This is a genomic window from Azospirillum lipoferum 4B (genome assembly GCF_000283655.1).
GTDB classification, from domain to species: Bacteria; Pseudomonadota; Alphaproteobacteria; order Azospirillales; family Azospirillaceae; genus Azospirillum; species Azospirillum lipoferum_C.
The window spans coordinates 1111403-1135504 of sequence record NC_016622.1 but is presented as its reverse complement, the minus strand read 5'-3'; the positions used below and the strand labels follow the sequence as shown (position 1 = coordinate 1135504).

Here is a 24102-nt window from a genome sequence, read left to right as displayed (position 1 = left end):
GGCCCGAGCCCAAGGCCCGGTATATAGCTCAGCCCAAGCGAGGATACCATCAGCACCCAGTCCTATAACATGTCCGACGCCTACAAGCAGGCCGGTGTGGACATCGATGCGGGCAACGCGCTTGTCGAAGCGATCAAGCCCCTTGCCCGCTCCACGGCGCGTTCCGGCTCCGACGCGGGCCTGGGCGGCTTCGGCGCCCTGTTCGACCTGCGCGCCGCCGGCTACCAGGATCCGCTCCTGGTCGCGACGACCGACGGCGTCGGCACCAAGCTGAAGGTGGCGATTCTCGCCAACCGTCACGACACCGTCGGTATCGACCTCGTCGCCATGTGCGTCAACGATCTGGTGGTCCAGGGCGCCGAGCCGCTGCTGTTCCTGGATTACTATGCCACCGGCAAGCTCGACGTGGCCGCCGGCCGCGACATCGTCGCCGGCATCGCCGAAGGCTGCCGTCAGGCCGGCTGCGCGCTGGTCGGCGGCGAGACCGCCGAGATGCCGGGCATGTATTCCGAAGGCGATTACGACCTCGCAGGATTCTCCGTCGGTGCTGTGGAACGCCAGCATGCCCTGACCGGTTCCGCCGTCCAGGCGGGTGACGTGGTCCTCGGCCTTGCGTCCACCGGCGTGCATTCCAACGGCTATTCGCTGGTGCGCAAGCTGGTGGAGAAGTCGGGGCTCGGCTATGACGCCGCCTGCCCGTGGGACGAGTCGAAGACGCTGGGCGAGGCCCTGCTGACGCCGACCCGCATCTATGTGAAGAGCACGCTGAAGGCGGTGCGCGCCGGCACGGTCCGTGCCATGGCCCACATCACCGGCGGCGGCCTGATCGAGAACATTCCGCGTGTCCTGCCCGACGGGCTGGGCGTGGTGCTCGACGCCTCGACCTGGGCGCTGCCCCCCGTCTTCTCCTGGCTGATGAAGACCGGCGGCATCGCTTCCTACGAGATGGCGCGCACCTTCAACGTCGGCCTCGGCATGGTCGTCGTGGTTCCGGCCGACAAGGCGGACGAGGCCATCGGCATCCTGCGCGAGTGCGGCGAGACGGTCTACACCGTCGGCACCGTCACCGCCCTGAAGGACGGCGACGCCCGCGTGACCGTCAATGGCATGGACGCGGCCTGGACCGCGTAAGGGACGCCTCAAGGATAGTTCGATGAGCAAGTTGAAGATCGGCGTCCTGATATCGGGGCGCGGCAGCAATCTCCAGGCGTTGATCGACGCCTGCGCCGCGCCGGATTTCCCGGCCGAGATCGCGCTGGTGCTGTCCAACAAGGCCGACGCCTTTGGCCTTGAGCGCGCCTCCACAGCCGGGATCGCCACCGCGGTGGTCAGCCACCGCGACTATCCCGGCGACAAGCCCGCCTTTGAGGCGGCCATGGACGTCCGGCTGCGGGAGGCCGGCGTCGAGTTGGTCTGCCTCGCCGGCTTCATGCGCCTGCTGTCGCCCTGGTTCGTCGGGCGCTGGCAGGACGCGCTCATCAACATCCACCCGTCCCTGCTGCCCTCCTTCAAGGGCCTGGACACCCATGAGCGGGCGCTGGCCACCGGCGTCCGTTTCCATGGCTGCACCGTCCATCATGTCCGTCCGGCGATGGACGATGGTCCGATCATCGCCCAGGCCGCGGTTCCGGTCCTGCCCGGCGACGACGCGCACCGTCTGGCCGACCGCGTGCTGGAGGCGGAGCACAAGCTCTATCCCCATGCCGTCCGCCTGATCGCGGAGGGGCGCGCCCGCGTCGACGGCGATCTGGTACGGATCGACGGCCCGGTGCCTGAACTGGCGACCGTTCTCAACCCGCCCCTTTAGGCGGGTTCTCCCTTCCGGCCCCTATCCTTCCGGCATGGTTGACGGTTCCGCTCGGAATCTGTTGCGTTTCCGTACGTCTGCGTCAGAATTGCGGACAAAAGAAACAGTTGGAGGGTTGATCGATATGGCGGCCGTGAGTCCCAACCCGGTCAGTGAAGAGACCGTACGTACCCATCAGGCGACCTGGATCGCCTTCACCAAATTCATGAAGTACAGCATCGCCGGCGTCATCGCGGTGCTGGTTCTGCTGGCGATCTTCACCCTGTAGACGGGGAAGGTCGGAAGCCCTCCCCTTCCCCGCCCGGCGTCTGCCGGCCGCGGGGAAGGATCGGGTATGATTACTGCGCCAGAACCAGTTCGCCGTGCTTCGTGCAGCCGGCCTCGGCCAGTTCCACGAATCGCTCGGTCACCTGATCCGGCTGGGTGATCTTCTTCGGATCCTCGCCAGGGAAAGCCTGGGTGCGCAGCTTGGTCGCGACCACGCCCGGATCGATCAGGTTGACGCGCACGCTGGATCCGGCGACCTCCATCGCATAGGTCTTCACGATCATTTCCAGCGCCGCCTTGCTGGCGCCGTAGGGCATCCAGTAATGCTGCGGAGCCTTTGCGGCGGCCGAGGTGACGAAGATGGCGCGACCGGTGCCCGACGCGCGCAGGAGCGGATCCATCGAACGGATCAGACGATAGTTCGCCGTCACGTTCAGGTCCATCACCCGCGACCACAGCTTGGGATCATACTGTGCGACCGGGCCGAGCGCCTCCAGCGCGCCGGCATTGCCGACGACCACGTCCAGCTTGCCGAAGCGCTCATAAAGCGCATGGCCGAGTTGATCGATCTTGTCGTAGTCGCGCAGATCCATCGGCACCAGGGTCGCCGACTGGCCGGAGATCTTCTGGATGGCATCGTCGGTCTCCTCCAGCCCGCCGACGGTGCGGGCGACCAGGACCAGATGGGCGCCTTCGGCGGCAAAGCGCTTGGCGACGGCGGCGCCGATGCCGCGCGAGGCACCGGTGACGAGGGCGATGCGGCCGGAGAGACGGGACATGGGGACGACTCGTTTCCTGGAATTATTGTTCGTTCACATATGAAAAACCCTCTCCCGCGATGGGAGAGGGTTTTTTTCAGGTCAGGCGCGGACCGGGACGTTCGCCTCTGCCGATGGACTTTCCAGCGCGTCGGTCAGCGGGATCGGGTAATCGCCGGTAAAGCAGGCATCGCAATAGCCGAGGTTGGCCGGATCGCGCTTCTCCTCGCCCATCGCCCGATAGAGGCCGTCGAGCGAGATGAAGGCAAGGCTGTCGGCCTGGATGAAGTCTCGCATCTGCTCCACCGTCATGCGGTGGGCCAGCAGCTTGCCCTGCTCCGGCGTGTCGATGCCGTAGAAGCAGGGGTGCGAGGTCGGCGGGCTGGAGATGCGCATATGCACCTCCTTGGCCCCGGCGGCGCGCACCATCTCGACGATCTTCTTCGACGTGGTTCCGCGGACGATGCTGTCGTCGACCAGCACGACGCGCTTGCCCTCGATCATCGCGCGGTTGGCGTTGTGCTTCAACTTCACGCCGAGATGGCGGATCTGGTCGGTCGGCTCGATGAAGGTGCGGCCGACATAATGGTTGCGGATGATGCCGAGGTCGAAGGGAACGCCGGCTTCCTGGGCATAGCCCAACGCCGCGGGCACGCCGCTGTCGGGAACCGGCACGATCACGTCGGCGGGGACGCCGGCCTCGCGGGCCAGTTCACGGCCGATGCGCTGGCGCGCCTCGTAGACGGAGGTGCCCTCCATCACGCTGTCGGGACGGGCGAAATAGATGTATTCGAAGATGCACAGGCGGCGCTGCTGCGGCTGGAACGGGCGCAGGCTGTGCATGCCGTCACCGTCGATGACGATCATCTCGCCCGGCTCGACGTCGCGGACATAATCGGCGCCGACGATGTCGAAGGCGCAGGTCTCGCTCGCCAGGATATAGGTGTCGCCCAGCTTGCCCAGCACCAGCGGACGGACGCCGAGCGCGTCACGCACGCCGATCACTTCCTTGGAGGTCAGCGCCACCAGGGAGAAGGCGCCCTCGACCTGCCGGACCGCCTCGATCAGGCGATCCACCGGCGAACCGCCGCGGGCGGTCGCCATCAGGTGGACGATCACCTCGGTGTCGGTGGAGGACTGGAACAGGCAGCCGCGGCGGACCAGCTGGCGGCGCAGGGTCTGCGCGTTGGTCAGGTTGCCGTTGTGGGCCAGCGCGAAGCCGCCGAACTCGAAATCGGCATAGAGCGGCTGGACGTTGCGGATCGAGGTGTCGCCGGTGGTGGCATAGCGCACATGGCCGATGGCGCTGGCGCCCTTCAGCTTGGCGATGATCGCTTCGGAGCTGAAATGGTCGCCGACCAGTCCCAGCGTGTGCTGGAGGTGGAAACGGCCGCCGTCGAAGCTGACGATACCCGCCGCCTCCTGCCCGCGGTGCTGCAGGGCGTGCAGGCCCAGCGCCGTGATGGCGCCCGCCTGCGGGTTGCCGTAGATGCCGAACACGCCGCACTCTTCGCGCAGCTTGTCGTCGTCGAACGGATGCGTCGTCAGCATCACCAGAAGTCCTTCGTCCAAGAGGCGCCGTCGGCGCGCGTCAGCACATGCAACGGAATAGAATCACGGTCCACAAACGTCGATAGCGCCGAAACCGAGCGGTCAAGCTCAGCGGGCGTTGTTCTGAAACAGCCTGTCTGCTTCGGCGCGATCGCGCTCCTTATAACCGGTATCTGGTGCCTGCGCACCCCCGGTCTTCGCGGAGCTGGGCACCGGCGTCGACAGGCGGTCGAGCGCCTGCTTGGCCTCCATCGCCTGACGGGCGCGGTCGCGCGCCATGTCCATCTGGCCCAGCCCTTCCCTGCGCAGATTTTCCGGCACGAAGCCGTAGAGCGTCTCCGCCCCCATCGCCAGGAAGGGACGGGTCTTCGCCTCCTTCAGCCAGACCGGCTGTTCCGCCGGGTTGGGCACCAGCCACAGGAAGAACAGGTAGGCGATGGACACCAGAACCCCGCCCTTCACCAGCCCGAAGGCGAAGCCCAGCGTGCGGTCCAGCGCCGACAGGGCAGAGGCCTGCACCCCGCGCGACAGGCTGCGGCCCAGAAGCGACAGCACGATCAGCGCGATGATGAACACCCCGACCGCGGAAGCGGCATAGGCCAGCATCTCGAACCGGATGTAGATCTGCGCATAGGGAAGGACATGGGGCAGCGCGTAGAGCGTGATCACCGCGGCGCCGGCCCAGGCGGCGACCGACACCACCTCGGCAACCATGCCGCGGCTGAAGGCGAGCAGCGCCGCCAGAAGCAGGACGGCGATGACGACGATGTCCACCGGATTGACGGGAAGGTTGTCCATGGCCCTGTGCCGATTATTGGAATGGCGATTGTTGAGTTGGCGTCAGATGAACTCGTCATCGCGCCAGCGGCGCGTGTCGTTGTCGTCGTGTTGCCGACGGGAGGGTGGCCGACCGGCGGAGCCCTGGGACTGGAACAGCGGCATCAACTCGCCGAGTTGCTGGAGTTCCACCGTCTTCAGGCCGTTGTCGCCGCGGCTGCCCTTCTTGCCGGTCCGCCGCGCCGGGAAGATGGCGGAGGAGAAGCCGAGCTTCGCCGCCTCCTTCAACCTCGTGTCGCTCTGGCCGACGGCGCGGACCTCGCCGGACAGGCCGATCTCGCCGAACACCACCGCGTCGGCCGGAACAGGCTCCCCGGTCAGCGAAGAGACGAGTGCCGCGGCGACCGCAAGGTCAGCGGCCGGTTCGGTGATACGCAACCCGCCGGCCACGTTCAGGTAGACGTCGTTGGCGCCGATCTGCACGCCGCAGCGCGCCTCCAGCACCGCCAGCACCATGGCGAGGCGGGCGGAGTCCCAGCCGACCACCGCGCGGCGTGGCGTGCCGAGCGGCGATGGGGCGACCAGCGCCTGCACCTCGACCAGGACGGGGCGGGTGCCCTCCATCCCGGCGAAGACGGCGGCGCCCGACACATCGCCGCGCCGCTCGGCAAGGAACAGGGCGGACGGGTTGGCGACCTCGCCGAGGCCACTGTCGCCCATCTCGAACACGCCGATCTCGTCGGTCGGGCCGAAGCGGTTCTTCACCGCGCGCAGGATGCGGAACTGGTGACCGCGTTCGCCTTCGAAATAGAGGACGGTGTCCACCATGTGCTCCAGCACGCGGGGACCGGCGATCATGCCTTCCTTGGTCACATGGCCGACCAGCAGCAGGACGACGCCGCGCCGCTTGGCGACGCGGATCAGCTCCTGCGCGCTGGCGCGGACCTGGGCGACGGTGCCGGGGGCGCTGTCCAGATTGTCCATATACATGGTCTGGATCGAATCGATGACGATCACCTCCGGCCCCTTGGCGTCGTCCAGCGAAGCGACGATGTCGCGCACGCTGGTGGCCGAGGCCAGATCCACCGGAGCCGAGGCGCAGCCCAGGCGCTGGGCGCGCAGCCGCACTTGGTCCACCGCCTCCTCGCCCGAGACATAGGCGCAGCGGTGGTCCTGCGACAGCCGGGCCATCGCCTGGAGCAGAAGGGTGGATTTGCCGATGCCGGGATCGCCGCCGATCAGGATGGCCGAGCCGGGAACCAGCCCGCCGCCGCACACGCGGTCGAACTCGGCGATGCCGGTCATGCGCCGCGGCGGCGCCTCGGTGGAGCCATGCAGGCCGACGAAGTCGATGCGGCGGCCACGGGCCGACCCCAGCCCCTTGGGCGCGCTGTCGGGTGCGGCCTCTTCGACGAGGCTGTTCCATTCACCGCAGGCGTCGCACTTGCCCGCCCATTTGGGGAAGGAGGCGCCGCAGGCCTGGCAGACATATCGGGTGGTGGGCTTCGCCAAAGGTCTGGTAGTCCGATGGGGATAAGGCCCGCCACATATAGCAAGCCGATCCGCCGAATCCTATGCTTGCAGGGGTGGATTGCAGGGGCTTTTTTCAGACCGGCGGCGTGATAGCTTGTTGCGCGCTTTTGAGCGGACCCATCTTCCGGAGCGGGAGAAGGGGTTCGAAGAGGAAAAGAGGATTTAAGTGACGGATGACGGTCTGATGGACAAGGAAGGCAAGCGAATCGTCCTGCATGGCGCGGAAGGATTCGAGGCGCTGCGGAAGGCCGGACGTCTGGCCGCCGAGACGCTGGATTACATCACGCCCTTCGTGACGCCGGGCGTCAGCACCGGCCGGCTCGACAAGCTGATCGAGGAGTTCCAGCGCGACCGCGGCGGCATTCCGGCGACCCTTGGCTATCACGGCTATCCGGCCTGCAGCTGCATTTCGCCCAACCATGTCGTCAACCACGGCATCCCCAGCGACGACAAGAAGCTGGTCGAAGGCGACATCGTCAACATCGACGTCACCGTGATCCTGGACGGCTGGTATGGCGACAGCAGCCGCATGTATTTCGTCGGCGAGAAGATCGGCGTGAAGGCGCGCAAGCTGGTCGACCTGACCTGGCGCTGCATGATGGCCGGCATCGCCCAGGCCAAGCCCGGCAACCATCTGGGCGACATCGGCCATGCCATCCAGACGATGGCGGAGGCGGCGCGCTGTTCGGTGGTGCGCGACTTCGGCGGGCACGGCATCGGGCAGGTCTTCCACGACGCGCCGCATGTGGACCATTTCGGCAAGCCCGGCACCGGTGTGGAGCTGCGCCCCGGCATGGTCTTCACGGTCGAGCCGATGATCAACGCCGGCCGGCACGAGGTGAAGATCCTGTCCGACGGCTGGACCACGGTCACCCGCGACCGTTCACTGTCGGCGCAGTTCGAGCACCAGATCGGCATCACCGAGGATGGCTGCGAGATCTTCACCCTCTCCCCCGCCGGCTACACACAGCCGCCCTATGGAAGCGCCGCATGAGCGATGAGCAGAAGCCCTGGGAAGTGCTGGGCAGCCGCGACCTGCTGGACGCCAGCCCCTACCTGAAGGTGCGGGCAGAGACGGTGCAACTGCCGGACGGGCGGACCGTGGAGAACTTCTATCAGCTGGACCAGCCCGACTTCGCGCTGATGTATGTCGAGACCGACGACGGCCGGGTCGTGATGCTGCGCACCTACAAGCATGGGGCCCGGCGCGTCAGCCTGACCTTCCCGGCCGGCGCCATCGACCCCGGCGAGGACCCGCTGGCCGCCGCCAAGCGCGAGCTGCTGGAGGAGACCGGCTATGCCGCCGACGATTGGACGGCGCTGGGCGGCTTCGTGGTCGGGGCGAATTCCAAGGGCAGCACCTGCCACATGTTCCACGCCAGGGGCGCCCGCAAGGTGGCGGAACCCGATCATGGCGACCTCGAGGACATGCGGATCGAACTGCACAGCACCCGCGACCTGATCGATGCGGCGGCCCGCGGCGACTATGCGGTGCTGCCGGTGATCGCCATGCTGGGAGCGATGCTGATGCCGGAGCTGCGCGAGGGGCTGGGCATGGCTGCTCGGAGCGTCCGATGACCGGCCACGCAATGACCGCCGAGCGGCTGATCGACCTGCTGGGGCTGCAGCCGCATCCGGAAGGCGGCTGTTACGTCGAGACCTACCGGGCGCCGGCGGATGGCGGGCGCGGGGCGGTGACGGCGATCTATTTCCTGTTGCGGGCGGGTGAGCGTTCGCATTGGCATACCGTTGATGCCGTGGAGATCTGGCTCTGGCACGGTGGGGCGCCGCTGGAGTTGTCGGTCTACGAGGAGGGCAGTGCGGTCGAGCGCTGCCGGCTGGGGATGGACATCGCGGGCGGCGAACGGCCGCAGGCGGTGGTGCCGGTCGGAGCCTGGCAGGCGGCGCGGAGCTTGGCCGACGGGCCGGACGGCTGGTCGCTTGTGAGTTGCACCGTCGCGCCGGCCTTCGAGTTCGCCGGCTTCAGGATGGCACCGGAAGGGTGGGAGCCGCCGACAGCGTAGTGCGCATTGCCCCTGTGGTGATGTGATGAATGGGCCGTCCACCATGTCACCTCACGCCATCACCAGCCCCTCATTCTCGCACCGACATCCCGCAGCGCCGGTGAGGCACGGATCCCTGTGCTGTGGATTGAAAGGAGGTTGACGATAGGACGTTCGCCGCCGCCCCTCCCCTCACCTCTTCGCAGCAAAGTTTTCCTCTCATGTCGATCTATCGATTGCGAATGATTCGCATACGTGGTTAGGAATGACGCTCACGGATTGGGAACGGGTGTTGCCGAGGTCATGGCTGAAAGAGACCGGTCGTCCCTGCTGGGTCTGTTGCTCGACCATTACGAGGAGATGACGGGCCATCTGGCTCGACGCCTGGGGTCGCTTTGCCTGGCCGAGGATGTCGTGCAGGACACCTATCTGCGCCTGCGTAGCCTGACGGCGCTGCCGGACATCGACAATCCGCGTTCCTACCTGTACCGCATGGCCGACAATATCGCGTTGGACCGCATGCGCGCGGAAACCCGTCGGGGACGGCGCTTCGCCCCGGCGGAACTGGGGCTCGACCAGCCGCTGGACGAGCCGGACGCCGAAACCGCCCTGGAGCACAAGCAACGGATGGAGCGGTTGAGCGGGGCGCTCGCCGAACTGCCGCCGCGCTGCCGGGAAGTGTTTCTGCTTCACAAATTCGACGGCTTGAGCCATGCCGACATTGCCGCCCGCCTCGGCATCTCGCGCAGCATGGTGGAGAAGCATGTCATGAAGGCCTTGGCCCATTGCCGTGACCGGCTGGAGCTCTGATGGAACGGAACCGAGAGCAGCCTGCCTTACCGGACGATCCGCGCGACGCGGCGCTGGCCTGGTTCGTTCGTCTGAAGTCCGGGGACGTCGGCCCGGCAGATCGCCAAGCGCTCGCCCATTGGCTGGCGCAGGACCCGGCGCACCGGCGTGAATATGACCGGCTGGCCGGGGTGTGGGGCGATCTGGACCGGGTGCCCGATCCGCGCAAGAACCGCCGGACGGTCACGACGCGGCGCCGTTTGCTGGCCTTCGGCGCGGCGGGCGGGGCGGCGGCCTGCGCAGCGGCGCTGGGCGGCGCGGTCGTGCTGACCGGTTGGCCGGGCGATGTGAAGACCGGCATCGGCGAACGGCGGACGATGGCGCTCGCCGACGGCTCGGTCATCACTCTGGACGCGGCCAGCACGCTGTCCATCGATTTCACAGCCGAGGAACGGCGGATCCGCCTGACCGAGGGGCGGGCGCATTTCGTTGCCGCCCCCAACCCGGATCGCCCTTTCGTCGTGACGTGCGCCAACGGACACGTCTCCACCGTCAACGCAAGCTTCGTGGTGCATCGCTGTCCGGACTCCGTCGTGGTGGCGGTGGAGGCCGGAACGGCCAGCCTGACCGCCGGCACCGCGTCTCCCCTGACAATCGCCGCGGGGCAAAGCCGGTCCTACGGCCCCGATGGCCCCAGCCCGCTGCTGAACCAGGGCTTGGCGGTGGAAAACGCTTGGCGGCAGGGCCGTCTGGTCTTTCAGGCACAGCCGCTCGACGCGGTGATCGCCGACCTCAACCGCTACCATCCCGACCGCATCGTGCTGTGGGACCGCCCGCTCGCCGGCCTGCGCTTCGACGGCAGCGTGGACATCAGCCGACCGGACGCGGCGTTGAATGCCATTCTCCGCATGCTCCCCCTGCGCATGTCGCGCCCATTTCCCGGTCTGGTGATCATTCGTTCCGCCTAACCGGTTCGTCTGATTTTTTTCAAATCGAGGTGAGGATCCCCCGGTCGGCCATCGTCATGGCTTGCATCGAAGAGAATGCAACTCATTCGCAGAACGACGGGGTATGTGGTGATGATCAATGGTGGGGGGCGCCGGATGCGGGGGCAGTCGGCGCGGGCAATCGGGGTGCGTGGAAAATTCTTGCGGGTTGGGTGGACACCCGCACTGTTGGGCATGCTGCTGGGATCGACCGCGCTGCACGGTGCCCTGGCGGCCCCTATGGAGACCGGGGCTGCGTCGGTGCAGGTGGCCCAACAGGGGCGGACCGTCACCTTCGCCATTGCCGCCGGACCGCTGCCGGGCGTGCTCGCCGCCTACGGGCAGGCCACCGGCTTTCAGATTCTCTACCCATCGGAGATCGCGCAGGGCGTCTCCTCGCCGGGTGTGACCGGCACCCTTGCACCGAAGGACGCACTGGCCCGCCTGCTGGCGGGCACCGGACTGATCGCGCGCTTCGTCGATCCGGAAACGGTGACGCTGGAGAAGCTGCCGGCCCAGACCGGCGGGGCAGCGGTTCTCGATCCGGTGACCGTGCAAGGGGCTCTGTCCCGCGATCCCGGCCGCAGCGAGGATACCGGCTCCTACGCCGGCGGCGTCAGCAGCAGCGCCACCAAGCTCGACCTGACCCCGCGAGAGACGCCGCAGTCGGTCAGCGTGATGACCCGCCAGCGCATGGACGACCAGGGGCTGAACGAGATCCGCGACGTGCTCGAGCAGACGGTGGGCGTCACCCGGATGCAGCGCGGCGCAATGGGCAGCGACGGAAACGAGGTCTTCTCGCGCGGATTCGTGGTTTCCAACTATCAGGTTAACGGAATCCCGCGCTCGACCGTCTATGGTTTCGACGATTCCCTTTCCGACATGGCGGTGTTCGACCGGGTCGAGGTGGTGCGCGGCGCGTCCGGCCTTCTGAATGGTGTCGGCGAGCCGTCGGCCTCGGTCAATCTGGTCCGCAAGCGCCCGACATCGGCCGTCCAGGGCTATGCCGAAGCGCAGGTCGGATCCTGGAACCGCCGCCGCGGCGAAGCCGACCTGTCGGGTCCGCTGACCGAGAATGGCCGGCTGCGCGGACGCATCGTCGGCGCCTATCAGGACAACGACAGCTTCATCGACCGCCTGGAAGAGCACAAGAGGGTCCTGTACGGCGTTCTGGAGGCCGATGTCACCGAGGACACCACCTGGACGGTCGGCGTCGAATATCAGAAGCACCGTTCCGACCATGCCTCCAATGCCGGCTTCCCGCTGTTCTATGCCGACGGGACGAAGACCGACCTGCCCCGTTCCTACAACAGTGGTGCGGATTGGGCGTACCACATGCACAACAACCTGACGGTTTTCAGCGAGCTGAAGCACCGCTTCGGGGACGGCTGGACGGCAACGCTGAACCTTGAACACAACAAGCGCGAATATGACAGCCTGCTCGGCTTCGGCACCGGCGGCAGCCTGAACCGCGACGGCACCGGCATGAGCGTATGGGCCGGCCGCTGGCTGTCGAGCCTGCAGCAGACCACGGTCAGCGCCGACGTGAGCGGCGGCTTCGACCTGTTCGGACGGCGGCACGACCTGATGGCCGGCGTCAGCGGCTATTACGCCAAGCGGGACGGGGCCGACCACCCGCTGTGGTTCATCGACGGCTACGATCCCTCGATCTCCAACTACTTCACCTGGAACGGCAACATCGCCCGGCCGACGCTCAATCCGACCGGCTGGTCGCAGACCGACGAACGGCAGATGGCCGCCTATGCCGCCACCCGCCTGCGCCCGACCGACGCCCTGTCGGTCATCCTCGGCAGCCGCATCAGCCGGTGGGAGCAGATCGAGGAGAGCCACCCGAACGGGGCGGAGGGAACCTACAGCAAGCGGTCGGAGAACGGCGTTCTGACGCCCTATGCGGGGGTCGTGCTCGACCTGACCGACATCTGGTCGGTCTATGCCAGCTACACCAGCATCTTCAAGCCGCAGGATTACAAGGACGCCAGCGGCCGGTCCCTCGACCCGCTGGACGGCGATGCCTACGAGGCCGGCGTGAAGGCGGAGTTCTTCGGCGGCGCCCTGAACGCCAGCGCCGCCGTGTTCCTGATCAAGCAGAACAATCTTGGCGAGGTCGATCCCGGACGCTTCACCCCGTCCGGCGCGCAGGCCTACCGCGCGGTCAAGGGGGCCGAAAGCCGGGGCTTCGAGATGGAAGTCGGCGGCGAGGTGATGACCGGCTGGCAGGTCGGCGGCGGTTACAGCCATTCCTCCGTCAAGAATGCCGACGGTCAGCGGCTGATGACCTATGTGCCGCGCGACAGCTTCAAGCTGTTCACCACCTATCGCCTGCCGGGCGCCTGGAACCGTCTGACGGTGGGCGGCAACGTCAAATGGGAAGGCGACGTCTACACCGGGACCGGCACCGAAAGGTACGACCGCGAAGGCTATGCGGTGGTCGATCTGATGGCACGCTATGAGATCACCGACAAGGTTTCGGCAACCCTGAACGTCAACAACCTGCTCGACAAGAAATACATGAGCAGCATCGACGTCTCCGGCTATTACGGCGAGCCGCGCAACGTCCTGCTGTCCCTGCGGGCGACATGGTGACGACGGGGCGGCGGGCGGCAAGGTCGTCCGGCACCGGGCGGCGGCGGCGCGGCCTCGCGGCGGCGGCGCTGGTGCTCGGCGGGCTGGCCTCCGCCGCCCTGCTGCGCCCGGCCGATCCCGCCGCCTCGGCGGAGGTTGCGGTGGTCGGTCGCGGCACGGTCGAGGACACGGTGACGGCGATCGGCAAGATCCAGCCACGCGCTTATGTCGATGTCGGCGCCCAGGTGTCCGGCCAGTTGACGCGGCTGCATGTGACGGTCGGGCAGATGGTCCGCGCCGGCGATCTGCTCGCCGAAATCGACCCTGCCCTGCAGCAGGCCAAGGTCGAGGCCGGGCGCGCCGAACGCGCCCGCCTGACCGCCCTTCTGACGGAGCAGCGGGCGCGGGCGGCCTTCGCCGAGGCCCAGCTTGCCCGCCAGGCATCGCTGCGGAACAGCGGGGCGGGGCGCGGCGAGGCCTACGATCAGGCCCGCATGGAGGCGCACATCGCCGCCGCCCAGGTGGAGGCCACGCAGGCGCAGATCCGCCAGACGGACTCGACCCTCCAGGCCGACGAGGCGCAGCTCGGCTACACCCGCATCTATGCGCCGATGAGCGGCACGCTGATCGCCGTGGACGCGCGCCAGGGGCAGACCATCAATTCGACCTACGAGGCGCCGGTCCTGATGCGCATCGCCGACCTGTCGGCCATGACGGTGTGGACCCAGGTGTCGGAGGCCGACGTGACGCGCCTGACCGACGGCATGCCGCTCTATTTCACCACGCTCGGCCATCCGGGAAGGCGCTGGACGGCGCGCCTGCAACAGATTCTGCCCGCCCCGCTCAAGCCGGCCGCGTCGGGGACCGGCGGCAGCTCGCCCCCGTCCGGGAGCGGCGGGTCGGCCAACAGCGTCGTGCTCTACACCGCACTGTTCGAAGTCTCCAACCATGAGGGGGATTTGCGCCCGGACATGACCGCCCAGGTATTCTTCCTGGCCGCCGCGGCGAGGGACGCCTTGACCATTCCGGTCGCCGCGCTGGCTCCGACCGGCGGGGCGGAGGAACGGCACAGAGTCACACTGATCGGCAACGGCGGTGCCATCGAGACCCGTGAGGTCCGCGTCGGGGTGCGCGACCGCTTCAACGCCCAGATCCTGGACGGGCTGGCCGAAGGCGAACGGATCGTGGTGGGGTGGAAGACCGACGACGGCCGCCCGCCCAAAATCGGGTTCCGGCTGTGAGCGGGCCGCTTCTCGTTCTGGAGGACATCCGCAAGACCTATGGCGGTGACGGCGGGGTGGCGGTCGAGGTGCTGCGCGGAGTTTCCCTCAGCATCGAGGCGGGGGAGTTCGTCGCCATCGTCGGCAGTTCCGGGTCCGGCAAATCGACCCTGATGAACATCATCGGCGGACTGGACCGGCCGACCTCCGGACGCTACCGCATCGGCGGGCAGGACGTGACGGCGCTGGAGGGCGACGACCGGGCAGCGCTGCGGCGTGACGGGTTCGGCTTCGTCTTCCAGCAATACCACCTGATTCCCGGCACGACGGCGCAGGAGAATGTCGAATTGCCAGGCCGCTACTCCGGCCTGCCCGCCGCGTTGCGCGAGAGCCGCGCCGCGGAGTTGCTCGGCCGCCTGGGGCTGGCGGAGCGGCTCCATCACCGCCCCAACCAGCTTTCGGGCGGCCAGCAACAGCGCGTGTCCATCGCAAGGGCATTGATGAACGACGCCCCGGTGATCCTCGCCGACGAGCCGACCGGCGCGCTCGACAGCGCGAGCGGGGCGGAGGTCATGGCCCTGCTGCGCGAGCTGTCGGCCGCCGGACGGACGGTGATCCTCATCACCCACGACCACAAGATCGCCGAGGCTGCCGGCCGGGTGATCGAGATGCGCGACGGCCGGATCGTCGCCGACAGCGGCCATTCAATACAGCCGCCTGCCCAGTTGCCCGCCGAACCGCCGGCTCACGCCTCCCCTACCCCGCCGGCACGCGGGGCCGGCGGCGCCTCGCTGTGGATGGACGCGGCGGAGGCGCTGTCGGCCGCCCTGCGCTCCCTGGCGGCCAACGGCTTCCGGACGGCGCTGACCCTGCTGGGCATCGTCATCGGCGTGGCTTCGGTCATCGCCCTGCTCGCCATCGGCGAGGGCGCCAAGCAGGCGGTGATGGCACGGGTCGGCGCGCTGGGAGTCAATCTGGTCTTCGTCCTGGCGGGCAGCGGCGATCCCCGCCTGCCGGCGACGCCGCTGACCGAGGCGGACGGCGAGGCGATCCTGCGATTGCCCAATGTCGAAAGCGTGATGCCCTTCCTCGCCATGCCGGTGATGGTCCGCCACGGCAACATCGACCTCCGGACGGAAGGGCTGGCGACCTCGGCGTCGCTGCCGCTGACCCACCGCTGGCCGGTCGCCAAGGGAACCTTCTTCACCGGCGCCGACGAACGGGCGGGAGCGGCGGTGGCGGTTCTAGGCCACAGCGTGGCCGAACGGCTGTTCCCACGCGGGGAGACACCGCTGGGCAAGCATGTGCTGGTGAACAACATTCCGTTCCTGGTGACCGGCGTGATGGCGCAGAAGGGCGACCTGACCGGGAACCAGAGCACCGACGACTGGGTGTTCGTGCCGCTGTCCACCGGCGTTCAGCGCCTGATCGGCAAGCCGGATCTCGAGATGATCCTGGTTTCGGTGCACGACGTCGGACGGATCGGCCAAACCCGCGAGGCCATCCACGCGCTGCTCTCCAAGCGTCACGGCCAGGAGGATTTCCAGATCCACGACGTGACCGCGCGCATCCAGGCCGCGGAGGAGACCCAGGACACCATGACGCTGCTGCTCGGCTGCGCCGCGGTCATCACGCTGCTGGTCGGCGGCATCGGGGTCATGAACATCATGCTGGTGAGCGTGACCGAGCGGACGCGCGAGATCGGCATCCGCATGGCCGTCGGCGCCCGTGCCGCCGACATCGAGCGGCAGTTCCTGATGGAGGCGGCGCTGGTGGCCGGGCTGGGCGGGCTGGCCGGGGTGGCGCTGGGTTTGGCCGGCGGTGCCGTCGTCGGGGTTCTGGCGATGCCGGTCGTCTTCACGGCGACTGCAATCGCCGGTGCGGTGACGTCCGCCGTGCTGACCGGCATCGTCTTCGGCCTGATGCCCGCCCGCCGGGCCGCGCGTCTCGATCCGGTGACGGCGCTGGCAAGCGACTGACGGGCGGACTGAGGGGTGGGGGGGCCGCTCAGCGCAGCCCCGCCTCCACCTGTTCCGCGATCCGCAACAGCGCCATGTCCATCTCCGCCGGCGGACCGCTCTCCAGACTGTCCAGAACCACCAGCCGGGCGCCGCCGTCGGTCACCGCCCGGACGATCTCCGGCGCCGGCTGGCGGTGGTGCAGCACGACGGGAATGGCTTCGGCCTTCAGGGTGGCGGTGAGTTCGGCCAGACGGTCCGGCGTCCAATCTCGGTCGTCGCCGGTCCAGACCCGGCGCAAATCCAGCCCCAGGTCGGCGGCCAGCGTGGCGAAGCGGTCGGACAGCGCCGCCGCCGACGGGTCCGGCAGAACGGCGAAGGCTTTCGCCGAGCTGGACGACACCATCAGCAGCCCACGCTTGAGGACGGCGAGATTCGCGTCGATGGCGACGGCCGATTCCGGGTACAGGCGCCGCAGGTCGGCGGCCAGGATGTCGGCCATCCGCCCGGCATTGGCGATGCCCAGCCAGGGAAAGGCGGTGCCGTCATTGACCGCGATCCCCGGCAGGGCGCCGTCGACCGGACGGGCGGCGTCGATCTCGATCAGGCGGATGTTGGCCCGCCGCGCCAGCGGGTAGAGCGGATCCTCCGCCCAGGCGGAGCGCAGGGTCAGCACCGCGTCGGCCTTGCCGGCGGCCTCCGCCAGCATCGCACCGCCGCGCCCGCTCAGGAAGGCGTGTTGGCGCCCCATGGGAATGGCCGGCGGAACCACCGCCTCCACCACCACCGCGGTGCCCTTCGTCAGCGCCCGGGCCAGCCCGGCGGTGACGGGATGCCCGGCCAGCACCGTCTCGGCGGAGGCCCCAGCCATCGTGGACAGCAGCAGGAGCGCCGCGAGCGTGACGCGCTTCATCCCTCTTCCCCCTTCATGAACAGGCGCGCCAGCAGCGCGCCCAGGAACAGCACCCCCGCCGCCAGGATGATGGCGCCGCCCGACGGAATCGGCAGGGCGAACTGCACGGGCAGCAGGATTCCGGCCACCGCCGCCACGCTGGCGAAGGCGACGGACAGCAGAAAAAACCCACGCAGCGACGAGGCGACGACCCGCGCCGCCGCGGCGGGAATGACCAGCAGCGCTCCCACCAGGATGGCGCCGATGATCTTCACGGACGCGACCGTGACCACCGTCACCAGCACGATGAACAGATAGTCCAGCCCCTTCACCGGCACGCCGCGCACCCGCGCCAGCGCCGGGTTGAAGCTGGCCAGCAGCAGCCGGTTGAACAGCGGCAGCATCAGCGCGGTCACTCCTGCGGCCACCGCCAGCAGCACGGTGAGGTCGCGGTCGTCCACCGTCAGCACCGATCCGAACAGCACATTCTCCAGGATGTGGATGTTGACCCGGCTGGCCAGGATCAGCAGAAGGCTGGCGCCCAGCGCCAGCGACACCGACAGGAAGACGCCGATCAGCGTGTCGGCGGTCAGGTTGCTGCGGTTGCGCGTGTAATTCACCAGCAGGGCGAACAGCAGGCAATAGCCGAACAGGCTGGCATAAGGGCCGGTATAGGGCTCTCCCACCAGGATTCCGATGGCGACGCCGGTCAGCGCGGCATGGCCGACCGCTTCGGAGAAGAAGGCCAGCCGCTTGGTCACCACCAGCGTGCCGAGCCCGCCGAGGACGGGACCGACGACCAACCCGGACAGCAACGCGTTGACGAGAAAACCATGGGCCAACCCGGCGGGCAACAGCCCGGCTTCGGCCCAGCCCTGCAGCAGGGCGCGCACCGTCTCGAAATTCATGATGCGATCCTGTCGGCAGCCGTGCGGCGGGGAAGCGCCGAGAACAGGTCGAACACCCGTTCCGGCGACAGCGTCTCCACGGGGGGGCCGTCGAACAGCACGCGCCGGTTCAGCCCGGTCGCCCGCGTCGCCAGCCGGCGCACCTGGGCCAGATCGTGCTCGACCCACAGCACGGTGGTTCCAGCGGCGGAAAGATCGGCCAGCAGCGTTTCGAAGATGGCGATCCCCGCCTCGTCGAGCGCGGTCATCGGCTCGTCGAGGACAAGGAGGTCCGGCGACGGGATCAGCGCCTGGGCAAGCAGCACGCGCTGCCGCTCGCCGCCCGACAGGGCGCCGAAGCGTCGGCGGGACTTGTCCGCCATCCCGACGCGGGCCAGCGCCTCGCCATAGCCGATGCGCCGGTCCGGTCCGAGAAAGGCGGGGCGGCGCTGGCACAGCACGGCCAGGAAATCCTCCACCGTCAGCGGCAGGCCACGGTCGAACTCGACCGACTGCGGCACATAGGCGACCGTTCCCGGCCCGTCGCCCGGCCAGTCGAGCCGGATGGTGCCGCGGTGCGGCGCCTGCCCGAGCAGGGCGCGAATCAAAGACGACTTGCCGCCGCCGTTGGGGCCGACCACCGCATGCACGGCTCCGGCCGCGACGCGAAGGGACACCCCGTCCAGGATCGCGGTACGGCCCAGCGTCAGCTCCACGCTGTCGAACAGGATGGCCGGCCCGGTCACGGCGCCGCCTCGGCCATTGCCAGGACCAGCGTATCGAGGTTCCGCGCCATCTCGCGCTCGAACAGGTCGGGTGCATATTCGCCATGCGAGATGTGGGAGAAGGCATAGAGCCGGATGCCGGTCTCGCGCCGGATGGTCTCCACATAGGCGCTGGGGAAGTTCAGTTCCGAGAAGATCACCTGCACGTCGAGCTTGCGCATCGTCGCGATGGTTTCGGCAAGCTGGGCCGGGCTGGGCTCGATGCCGTGGGCGGGTTCCACGACGGCGGAGACCTCCAGCCCGAACTCCCGCAGCAGGTAGTCGTAGGCACCATGGATGGTGGCGACGCGCAGGCTGGCGGTTCCCGCCGTCGCCAGCTTCGCCAGCGCGTCGGCACGCAGCTGGCGAAGGCGGCGGGAATAGGCGCGGGCGTTGGCCGTGTAGGCAGCGGCGTTGTCCGGGTCCAGCCGCCCCAGTTCGCGGGCGATGGTCGAAACCTGAAGGATCGAGTTGGTGATGGACAGGAAGCTGTGCGGGTTGACCACCTTCCCCGCCGCCCGCGCCGCCGTGCCGGCGGCGGGCAGGAGCGGCACGTCGGTGTTGGCCTCGACCACCGGCAACGACGGCTTCGACGAGGCGGCGATCATCCGCCCAGCGAAATCGTCGTGGCCGATGCCGTTCAGCACGATGGCGTCCAGCCCGCCGATGCGCCGGATGTCCTCCGGGCGCGGTTCGTAGGCGTGCGGGTTGAAGCCGGCCGGAATGATCGGCACCACCTCGGCCGCATCGCCGACGATGTTGGCGACATAGGAATAGTAGGGGTGCAGGGTGACGCCGAAGCGCCGGCGCGCGGTGGGAGCGGCGAAGGCGCCTGCGGGCGCGGCCATGGCTGCCAGGGCGCCGGCCAGGATCAGGCGGCGGTTCGGAAGGATGCTCATCGGGTGACCCCGGCGGTGAAGGTGGAGACGATCCGCTTCCAGCCGGCGGCGGTCAGCGCCGCGTCCTCCGGCGGAACGGGCGGGGTTTCGGCGGCACGCTTCAGCCAGATTTCGGCGCCATGGCCGTCCAGCCGCAAGAGAAGGGAACCGGCCAGCTCCGGAGCGGCGGAGACGCCGGCATAGGCGATCCCCTGTCCGGTTTCCGCGAGAGTCCAGGCATGCCCGCCGCGCGCCGCAGCGCTGGGGTCGGCGGCGAAGGGCGGCAGGGACTCGGCGGCCAGCGCTTCCGGCGTCGGAGCGCGGTCATCGGCCTTGCGCATGGCGGCGATCTCCTCGCCCGCCGCCTTGAGATCGGCATAGAGGCCTTGCTCGGCGATCGTCAGGCCGGTCCGGGAGTCGATGAGGTGGGTGGCCAGCGGGGCTTCCGCATCCGGAGCGGCGCGCAGTCCGACGACCAGAATGGCGGAACCGAGAATGGCGCCGGCGGCCAGCAGGACCCACAGGGTTTCGCGCTCGGCCCCCGCCCGGCGCACGATCTGACGATGCATGGGGTTGCCTTACTTGATGGCCGTGTGCTCGATCTCGACCGTATGGCCGGGGCCGGCGTCGAACAGGACGTAGAAGTCCTGCGCAGGGCGAGGGAAGGATAGGGTGGAATCCGGGCCAAGCCGGCCCTTGACCAGGACCTGCTCGTCATAGGCGATGACATCGAGAACGACGCCGGGCGCTTTCGACCCGTCCGAGAATCCGCCGGTGCATTGCACCGTGTCGCCCTCCACCATATGGCATTCGCAGATCGGGTAATGCGCCTCCGCCATGCCGGCGGCGCACAGCGTGACCAGGCCCGCCAGGGCGGACACATGCGGGAACCTCATCGCCTTCCTCCGAAAATCTCGCCCAGCGGCAGCGACGCCTGATGCATCCCGCCGCTCCAGTCCTCGACGGTCACCCACAGCTCCTCCCGCCCGGCCAGCTCGTCCGGCACGGTCACCTCGGCCTCGCGCTCGTAGGGATTGCCGAAGGCCAGCGTGCCCGCGGTGCGCAGGCTGCGCGGCTTGCCGACGCGCAGGAAGATCCCGCGAATCCGGTCGATGTCGGCGGGGCGGACATGGATCCGGTACGCCTTCATCCGCTCCCCGGTCGGCATCCGGCCCGGCGCCTCGTCATAGGTGGCCAGCGTGACGGAGAAGTCTCCGACGGCGAGGTCGCGCCGGATCTCGGGCGGGACGAAGATCGGCTTCGGGCTGAAATAGTCGGGCAGGAAGGGCAGCGGCACCAGCAGCATCAGCGCGCTGAGGTGGAACCGGCCGCGTCGCCAGAACCTAGGCATTGGACGATCCCTCCGCCATGCGCAGGCTCCGCACCGCCTCGACCGTGGCGCGGGCGGTCCGCTTCATCCAGATCAGCATTCCGCTGAAGACCAGCGTGGTCATCAGCAGGCCGAAGGCGAACCAGACCAGCTTGACCGGCAGGCCGCCGAAATCGCCGGTGTGCAGGGCGCGCATGATGGTGCGGGTCAGCTCGATGGCGGAGCCGCCGCCCGTTCCGCCCTCGATGGCGATCACCTCGGCGGTGAAGGGATCCACCCGGACATAGTCGGGAAGCAGCGGCACCTGCCCGCTGGAGCCGCCCACCGTCGCCGGATCGTAGGCTGTGCCGGGCAGCCAGAGAAACCGCACCCTCATGTCGGGCAAGGCGGCGGCGGCGGCAGACAGGATTGCGTCCACATCCGGTTTCGGCGCCGTCGCCGCAACCGGGATCCGGTCGCGCGCCAGCAGCACCGGCGGCTTCCCGCCGCCGAGCCCCATCCCGAGATGGAACAGCATCATGTAGATCAGGAACCACAGGCTGGTGACGGAAATGACGGCGATGAACCAGATCGACCAGGTTCCGGCGACCCGGTGCAGATCGCCCCACATCACCCGCGGCGCCTGCCGCCAGCGGATGCGCGGCTGGTAGAAGGACTTCCAGAACCGCTTGTAGACCACCAGCCCGGTGATCAGCGAGCCGAGGAGCGGTATCGCCAGGAGAGTCACCAGATACCAGCCCACGGGGAAGGTCAGCAGCCAGCCGTGCAGCGCGCGGAAGAACATGCGGAACGAGTTGCCGGCGGACATGCCCTGCACCGCGCCGCTGACGGGATTCACCCAGGCGGTGGCGAAGGTTCCGTCGGGCATCGCCATCTGCACGCCGACCGCCATGTGGGAGCCGCCCCAATCCAGCGAATTCGCCCGGCCGCCCGGCGCCGCGGCTTCCGCGGCGGCAATCAGTGCGCTGGCCGGCAGCGGCTCTCCCCCGCCCGAAGCTCGCATCGCGGGATTGACCAGCCACATGATCTCCGTGCTGACCACGGCGATTGTCCCGGTCAGGCAGACGAAGAACAGGAAGGCCCAGATCGGCATCGCCAGCCAGGAGTGCCACAGGAACCACAGCCGCGTGCGCGACTTGCCAACGCTCATCTCATCCTCTTCCGCAGAAACGGCCGCTCCGACTCTTGAGACGAACGAACTGGGCCATCGCCTCACGGTCGAGTGCGAATAATTCTCAAAAAGCCGTCTGCCGTGACGTTGGCGAGGTGGGAAAGCTGCACGCGGTGATCGGCCGGTTGGTCGTGGAACGCGACTTTCTTGCGCAAGGCCTCCGTCGATCAGCGTCGACCGGAGCCGGGAGATGAGCGAGCCGGAGCGTCCGCGCCTGTCGGCCGGCATTCGGATGTCGATGGAGGGGCGCCGCCGTTGGATCGATTGTTACAACGCCGCCCGCCCGCACTCGGCACTCGGCGCTCGGCGCTCGGCGCTCGGCGCTCGGCGGCATAATCTCGAACGAGGCCGAACAAGGCCCATCGGACCGGATCGGACTGGCGGCATCACGCGGACCTGAACCAAGCTTGTCCAAGCCGCAAATCTGTCCGGGAAAAGGGGACCAACTCAGGCAGGAGCGAACCCATGCGAAGCATGGGGAGAATGGGGAGAATGGGGGCACGGTAAGCCGGCGCCCCCTGCCCCCCTCAATCCTCCGCGTACGGATTCTTGCCCTTGCGCAGCAGCAGCCGCACCGGCACGCCGGGCATGTCGAAGCTCTCGCGCAGATGGCCGGTCAGATAGCGCTGGTAGCTTTCCGGCAGGTCCAGCGGCTTGTTGACGAACAGGGCGAAGGTCGGCGGGCGGGACTTCACCTGGGTGACATAGCGGATCTTCACCCGGCGGCCTTCCACCAGGGGCGGCGGATGGTGATCCAGCACACCTTCGATCCAGCGGTTCAGCTGCGCCGTCGGGATGCGGCGGTTCCAGACGGTGTAGGTCTCCAGCACCCCGTCCAGCAGCGTGTCGAGCTTGTGGCCCTTCAGCGCGGAGATGGTGACGACCTTCACGCCCTTGATGTAGCCGAGCGAGGCTTCCAGCTTGTCCTCGACCTGACGCAGGGCCATGGCGCGGTCGTCGACCGTGTCCCACTTGTTGACGGCGATCACCAGGGCACGGCCCTCGGAGATCACCAGCCGGGCGATGGTCAAATCCTGCTTGTCCAGGATGGCGCCGGCATCGACGACCAGCACCACGACATTCGCCATGCGGATGACGCGCAGGCTGTCCGCAACCGCCAGCTTTTCGACCTTCTCGTCGACGCGGGCACGGCGGCGCATGCCGGCGGTATCGACCAGCTTGAAACGGCGATCGCGCCATTCCCAATCGACGGCGATGGCATCGCGGGTCATGCCGGCCTCCGGGCCGGTCAGCACGCGCTCCTCGCCGAGCAGGCTGTTCAGCAGGGTCGACTTGCCGACATTGGGGCGGCCGACGATGGCGATCTGGATCGGCTTGCTGCGATCCTCCTCCGGCTCCGGCTGGTCGCCGATGGGGATGCTGGGATCGAAGCCGTCGTCAACCTCCTCCGCCTTGGGCTCGTCCTCGGACGGGGCGTAGGGCAGCAGCGCCTCGACCAGATCGGCCATGCCCTCGCCATGCTCGGCGGACAGCGGAATCGGATCGCCCAGGCCGAGTTCGTAGGACTCGAACATGCCGGGCTGGCTGGCCTTGCCCTCGGTCTTGTTGGCGACCAGCAGCACCGGAGTCTTACCCCGGCGCAGCAGGTTGGCGAAATGGCGGTCCAGCGGCGTGATGCCGGCGCGGGCGTCGATGATGAACAGCGCGACGTCGGCGCGGGCGAGCGCCTGCTCGGTCTGGCGGCGCATGCGCGCCTCCAGGCTGTCGTCGGTCACATCTTCCAGGCCGGCGGTATCGACCACCGTGAAGGACAGGCCGCCGACATGGGCCGGGGCCGAGCGCCAGTCACGGGTGACGCCCGGCGTATCGTCCACCAGGGCCAGCTTCTTGCCGGCCAGACGGTTGAAGAGGGTCGATTTGCCGACATTCGGCCGACCGACGAGGACCACGGTGAACGACATGGGGCCAAAGGCCTTTCACAACAGAC

24 protein-coding genes and 1 pseudogene are annotated in these 24102 nt (G+C 68.3%); 12 read left to right on the top strand and 13 right to left on the bottom strand.

Translation table 11 applies throughout. The annotated features are described in order from the left end of the window. Window positions 1–69: 69 nt before the first annotated feature. The 3 genes from purM to AZOLI_RS30995 all read left to right on the top strand — a co-directional run bounded on the left by purM (window position 70) and on the right by AZOLI_RS30995 (window position 2075). Window positions 70–1131 carry a phosphoribosylformylglycinamidine cyclo-ligase gene (gene purM / locus AZOLI_RS05160; protein ID WP_014247534.1) on the top strand — a complete coding sequence of 354 codons (1062 nt, stop codon included), beginning with the start codon at window positions 70–72 and terminating at the stop codon, window positions 1129–1131. Window positions 1132–1153: 22 nt separating this feature from the next. After that, entirely contained in the window at window positions 1154–1807 is a 654-nt protein-coding gene (gene purN, locus AZOLI_RS05155) for a phosphoribosylglycinamide formyltransferase (RefSeq protein ID WP_014247533.1), read from the top strand. A gap of 124 nt (window positions 1808–1931) precedes the next feature. Then, window positions 1932–2075, top strand: a complete 144-nt coding sequence (locus tag AZOLI_RS30995) for an aa3-type cytochrome c oxidase subunit IV (protein WP_014247532.1) — start codon at window positions 1932–1934, stop codon at window positions 2073–2075. Window positions 2076–2145: 70 nt separating this feature from the next. On the opposite strand, the gene AZOLI_RS05150 is transcribed toward AZOLI_RS30995, so the two are convergent. The 4 genes from AZOLI_RS05150 to radA form a co-directional block, all read right to left on the bottom strand. Further along, a complete protein-coding gene (locus AZOLI_RS05150; protein WP_014247531.1) occupies window positions 2146–2853 on the bottom strand; it encodes an SDR family NAD(P)-dependent oxidoreductase in 708 nt (235 codons plus the stop codon). Between the two features lie 81 nt (window positions 2854–2934). Beyond that, window positions 2935–4383 carry an amidophosphoribosyltransferase gene (purF, locus tag AZOLI_RS05145; RefSeq protein WP_014247530.1) on the bottom strand — a complete coding sequence of 483 codons (1449 nt, stop codon included), beginning with the start codon at window positions 4381–4383 and terminating at the stop codon, window positions 2935–2937. A 108-nt stretch (window positions 4384–4491) separates the two neighbouring features. Further along, complete coding sequence (locus tag AZOLI_RS05140; protein WP_014247529.1) at window positions 4492–5181, bottom strand: CvpA family protein; 690 nt, start codon at window positions 5179–5181, stop codon at window positions 4492–4494. 42 nt (window positions 5182–5223) lie between these two features. Beyond that, window positions 5224–6672 carry a DNA repair protein RadA gene (radA, locus tag AZOLI_RS05135; protein WP_014247528.1) on the bottom strand — a complete coding sequence of 483 codons (1449 nt, stop codon included), beginning with the start codon at window positions 6670–6672 and terminating at the stop codon, window positions 5224–5226. 205 nt (window positions 6673–6877) lie between these two features. Between radA and map the strand changes: the two genes are divergently transcribed. The 8 genes from map to AZOLI_RS05095 all read left to right on the top strand — a co-directional run bounded on the left by map (window position 6878) and on the right by AZOLI_RS05095 (window position 16253). Continuing rightward, window positions 6878–7687, top strand: coding sequence for a type I methionyl aminopeptidase (gene map / locus AZOLI_RS05130; protein WP_014247527.1), 810 nt, complete (start codon window positions 6878–6880; stop codon window positions 7685–7687). Continuing rightward, complete coding sequence (locus AZOLI_RS05125; RefSeq protein WP_014247526.1) at window positions 7684–8271, top strand: NUDIX hydrolase; 588 nt, start codon at window positions 7684–7686, stop codon at window positions 8269–8271. The genes map and AZOLI_RS05125 overlap by 4 nt, the downstream gene beginning before the upstream one ends. Next, window positions 8268–8717 carry a cupin domain-containing protein gene (locus AZOLI_RS05120; protein ID WP_014247525.1) on the top strand — a complete coding sequence of 150 codons (450 nt, stop codon included), beginning with the start codon at window positions 8268–8270 and terminating at the stop codon, window positions 8715–8717. The genes AZOLI_RS05125 and AZOLI_RS05120 overlap by 4 nt, the downstream gene beginning before the upstream one ends. Before the next feature lie 282 nt (window positions 8718–8999). Further along, the gene (locus AZOLI_RS05115) at window positions 9000–9506 is read left to right on the top strand and encodes a sigma-70 family RNA polymerase sigma factor (RefSeq protein WP_014247524.1); all 507 of its coding nucleotides are present in this window, start codon (window positions 9000–9002) and stop codon (window positions 9504–9506) included. Continuing rightward, window positions 9506–10453: a FecR family protein gene (locus AZOLI_RS05110; protein WP_014247523.1), complete on the top strand. Its 948-nt coding sequence runs from the start codon at window positions 9506–9508 to the stop codon at window positions 10451–10453. Before AZOLI_RS05115 ends, AZOLI_RS05110 begins: the two co-directional genes overlap by 1 nt. A 213-nt stretch (window positions 10454–10666) precedes the next feature. Further along, a complete protein-coding gene (locus AZOLI_RS05105) occupies window positions 10667–13075 on the top strand; it encodes a TonB-dependent siderophore receptor (RefSeq protein WP_014247522.1) in 2409 nt (802 codons plus the stop codon). Then, window positions 13069–14295 (top strand): efflux RND transporter periplasmic adaptor subunit, encoded by a 1227-nt coding sequence (locus AZOLI_RS05100; RefSeq protein ID WP_014247521.1) that lies wholly within the window; start codon window positions 13069–13071, stop codon window positions 14293–14295. The genes AZOLI_RS05105 and AZOLI_RS05100 overlap by 7 nt, the downstream gene beginning before the upstream one ends. Further along, complete coding sequence (locus AZOLI_RS05095; protein ID WP_044549729.1) at window positions 14292–16253, top strand: MacB family efflux pump subunit; 1962 nt, start codon at window positions 14292–14294, stop codon at window positions 16251–16253. The genes AZOLI_RS05100 and AZOLI_RS05095 overlap by 4 nt, the downstream gene beginning before the upstream one ends. A gap of 28 nt (window positions 16254–16281) precedes the next feature. On the opposite strand, the gene AZOLI_RS05090 is transcribed toward AZOLI_RS05095, so the two are convergent. Genes AZOLI_RS05090 through AZOLI_RS05055 form a run of 8 tightly spaced genes read right to left on the bottom strand, consistent with a single transcriptional unit; the run spans window position 16282 to window position 22133 of the window. Then, on the bottom strand, window positions 16282–17145 hold the full coding sequence (locus tag AZOLI_RS05090) for a metal ABC transporter solute-binding protein, Zn/Mn family (protein WP_014247519.1): 864 nt from the start codon (window positions 17143–17145) through the stop codon (window positions 16282–16284). Next, entirely contained in the window at window positions 17142–18032 is an 891-nt protein-coding gene (locus AZOLI_RS05085; protein WP_014247518.1) for a metal ABC transporter permease, read from the bottom strand. Before AZOLI_RS05085 ends, AZOLI_RS05090 begins: the two co-directional genes overlap by 4 nt. Then, on the bottom strand, window positions 18029–18757 hold the full coding sequence (locus AZOLI_RS05080) for a metal ABC transporter ATP-binding protein (RefSeq protein ID WP_014247517.1): 729 nt from the start codon (window positions 18755–18757) through the stop codon (window positions 18029–18031). The genes AZOLI_RS05085 and AZOLI_RS05080 overlap by 4 nt, the downstream gene beginning before the upstream one ends. Then, window positions 18754–19674, bottom strand: a complete 921-nt coding sequence (locus AZOLI_RS05075; RefSeq protein WP_014247516.1) for a metal ABC transporter solute-binding protein, Zn/Mn family — start codon at window positions 19672–19674, stop codon at window positions 18754–18756. Before AZOLI_RS05075 ends, AZOLI_RS05080 begins: the two co-directional genes overlap by 4 nt. Further along, the gene (locus tag AZOLI_RS05070) at window positions 19671–20222 is read right to left on the bottom strand and encodes a DUF6162 family protein (protein WP_014247515.1); all 552 of its coding nucleotides are present in this window, start codon (window positions 20220–20222) and stop codon (window positions 19671–19673) included. Before AZOLI_RS05070 ends, AZOLI_RS05075 begins: the two co-directional genes overlap by 4 nt. A 9-nt stretch (window positions 20223–20231) precedes the next feature. Further along, a complete protein-coding gene (locus AZOLI_RS05065; protein WP_014247514.1) occupies window positions 20232–20549 on the bottom strand; it encodes a hypothetical protein in 318 nt (105 codons plus the stop codon). Further along, window positions 20546–21004 (bottom strand): hypothetical protein, encoded by a 459-nt coding sequence (locus AZOLI_RS05060; RefSeq protein ID WP_014247513.1) that lies wholly within the window; start codon window positions 21002–21004, stop codon window positions 20546–20548. The genes AZOLI_RS05065 and AZOLI_RS05060 overlap by 4 nt, the downstream gene beginning before the upstream one ends. Next, a complete protein-coding gene (locus AZOLI_RS05055) occupies window positions 20997–22133 on the bottom strand; it encodes a PepSY-associated TM helix domain-containing protein (RefSeq protein WP_014247512.1) in 1137 nt (378 codons plus the stop codon). Before AZOLI_RS05055 ends, AZOLI_RS05060 begins: the two co-directional genes overlap by 8 nt. A gap of 110 nt (window positions 22134–22243) precedes the next feature. On the opposite strand from AZOLI_RS05055, the pseudogene AZOLI_RS33150 reads away from it, so the two are divergent. Continuing rightward, window positions 22244–22374 (top strand): annotated as a pseudogene (locus AZOLI_RS33150) (IS3 family transposase); the annotation flags it as partial. Between the two features lie 307 nt (window positions 22375–22681). Here the strand turns inward: AZOLI_RS33150 and der are convergent. Next, a complete protein-coding gene (der, locus tag AZOLI_RS05050) occupies window positions 22682–24076 on the bottom strand; it encodes a ribosome biogenesis GTPase Der (RefSeq protein ID WP_014247510.1) in 1395 nt (464 codons plus the stop codon). Between the last annotated feature and the right edge of the window lie 26 nt (window positions 24077–24102).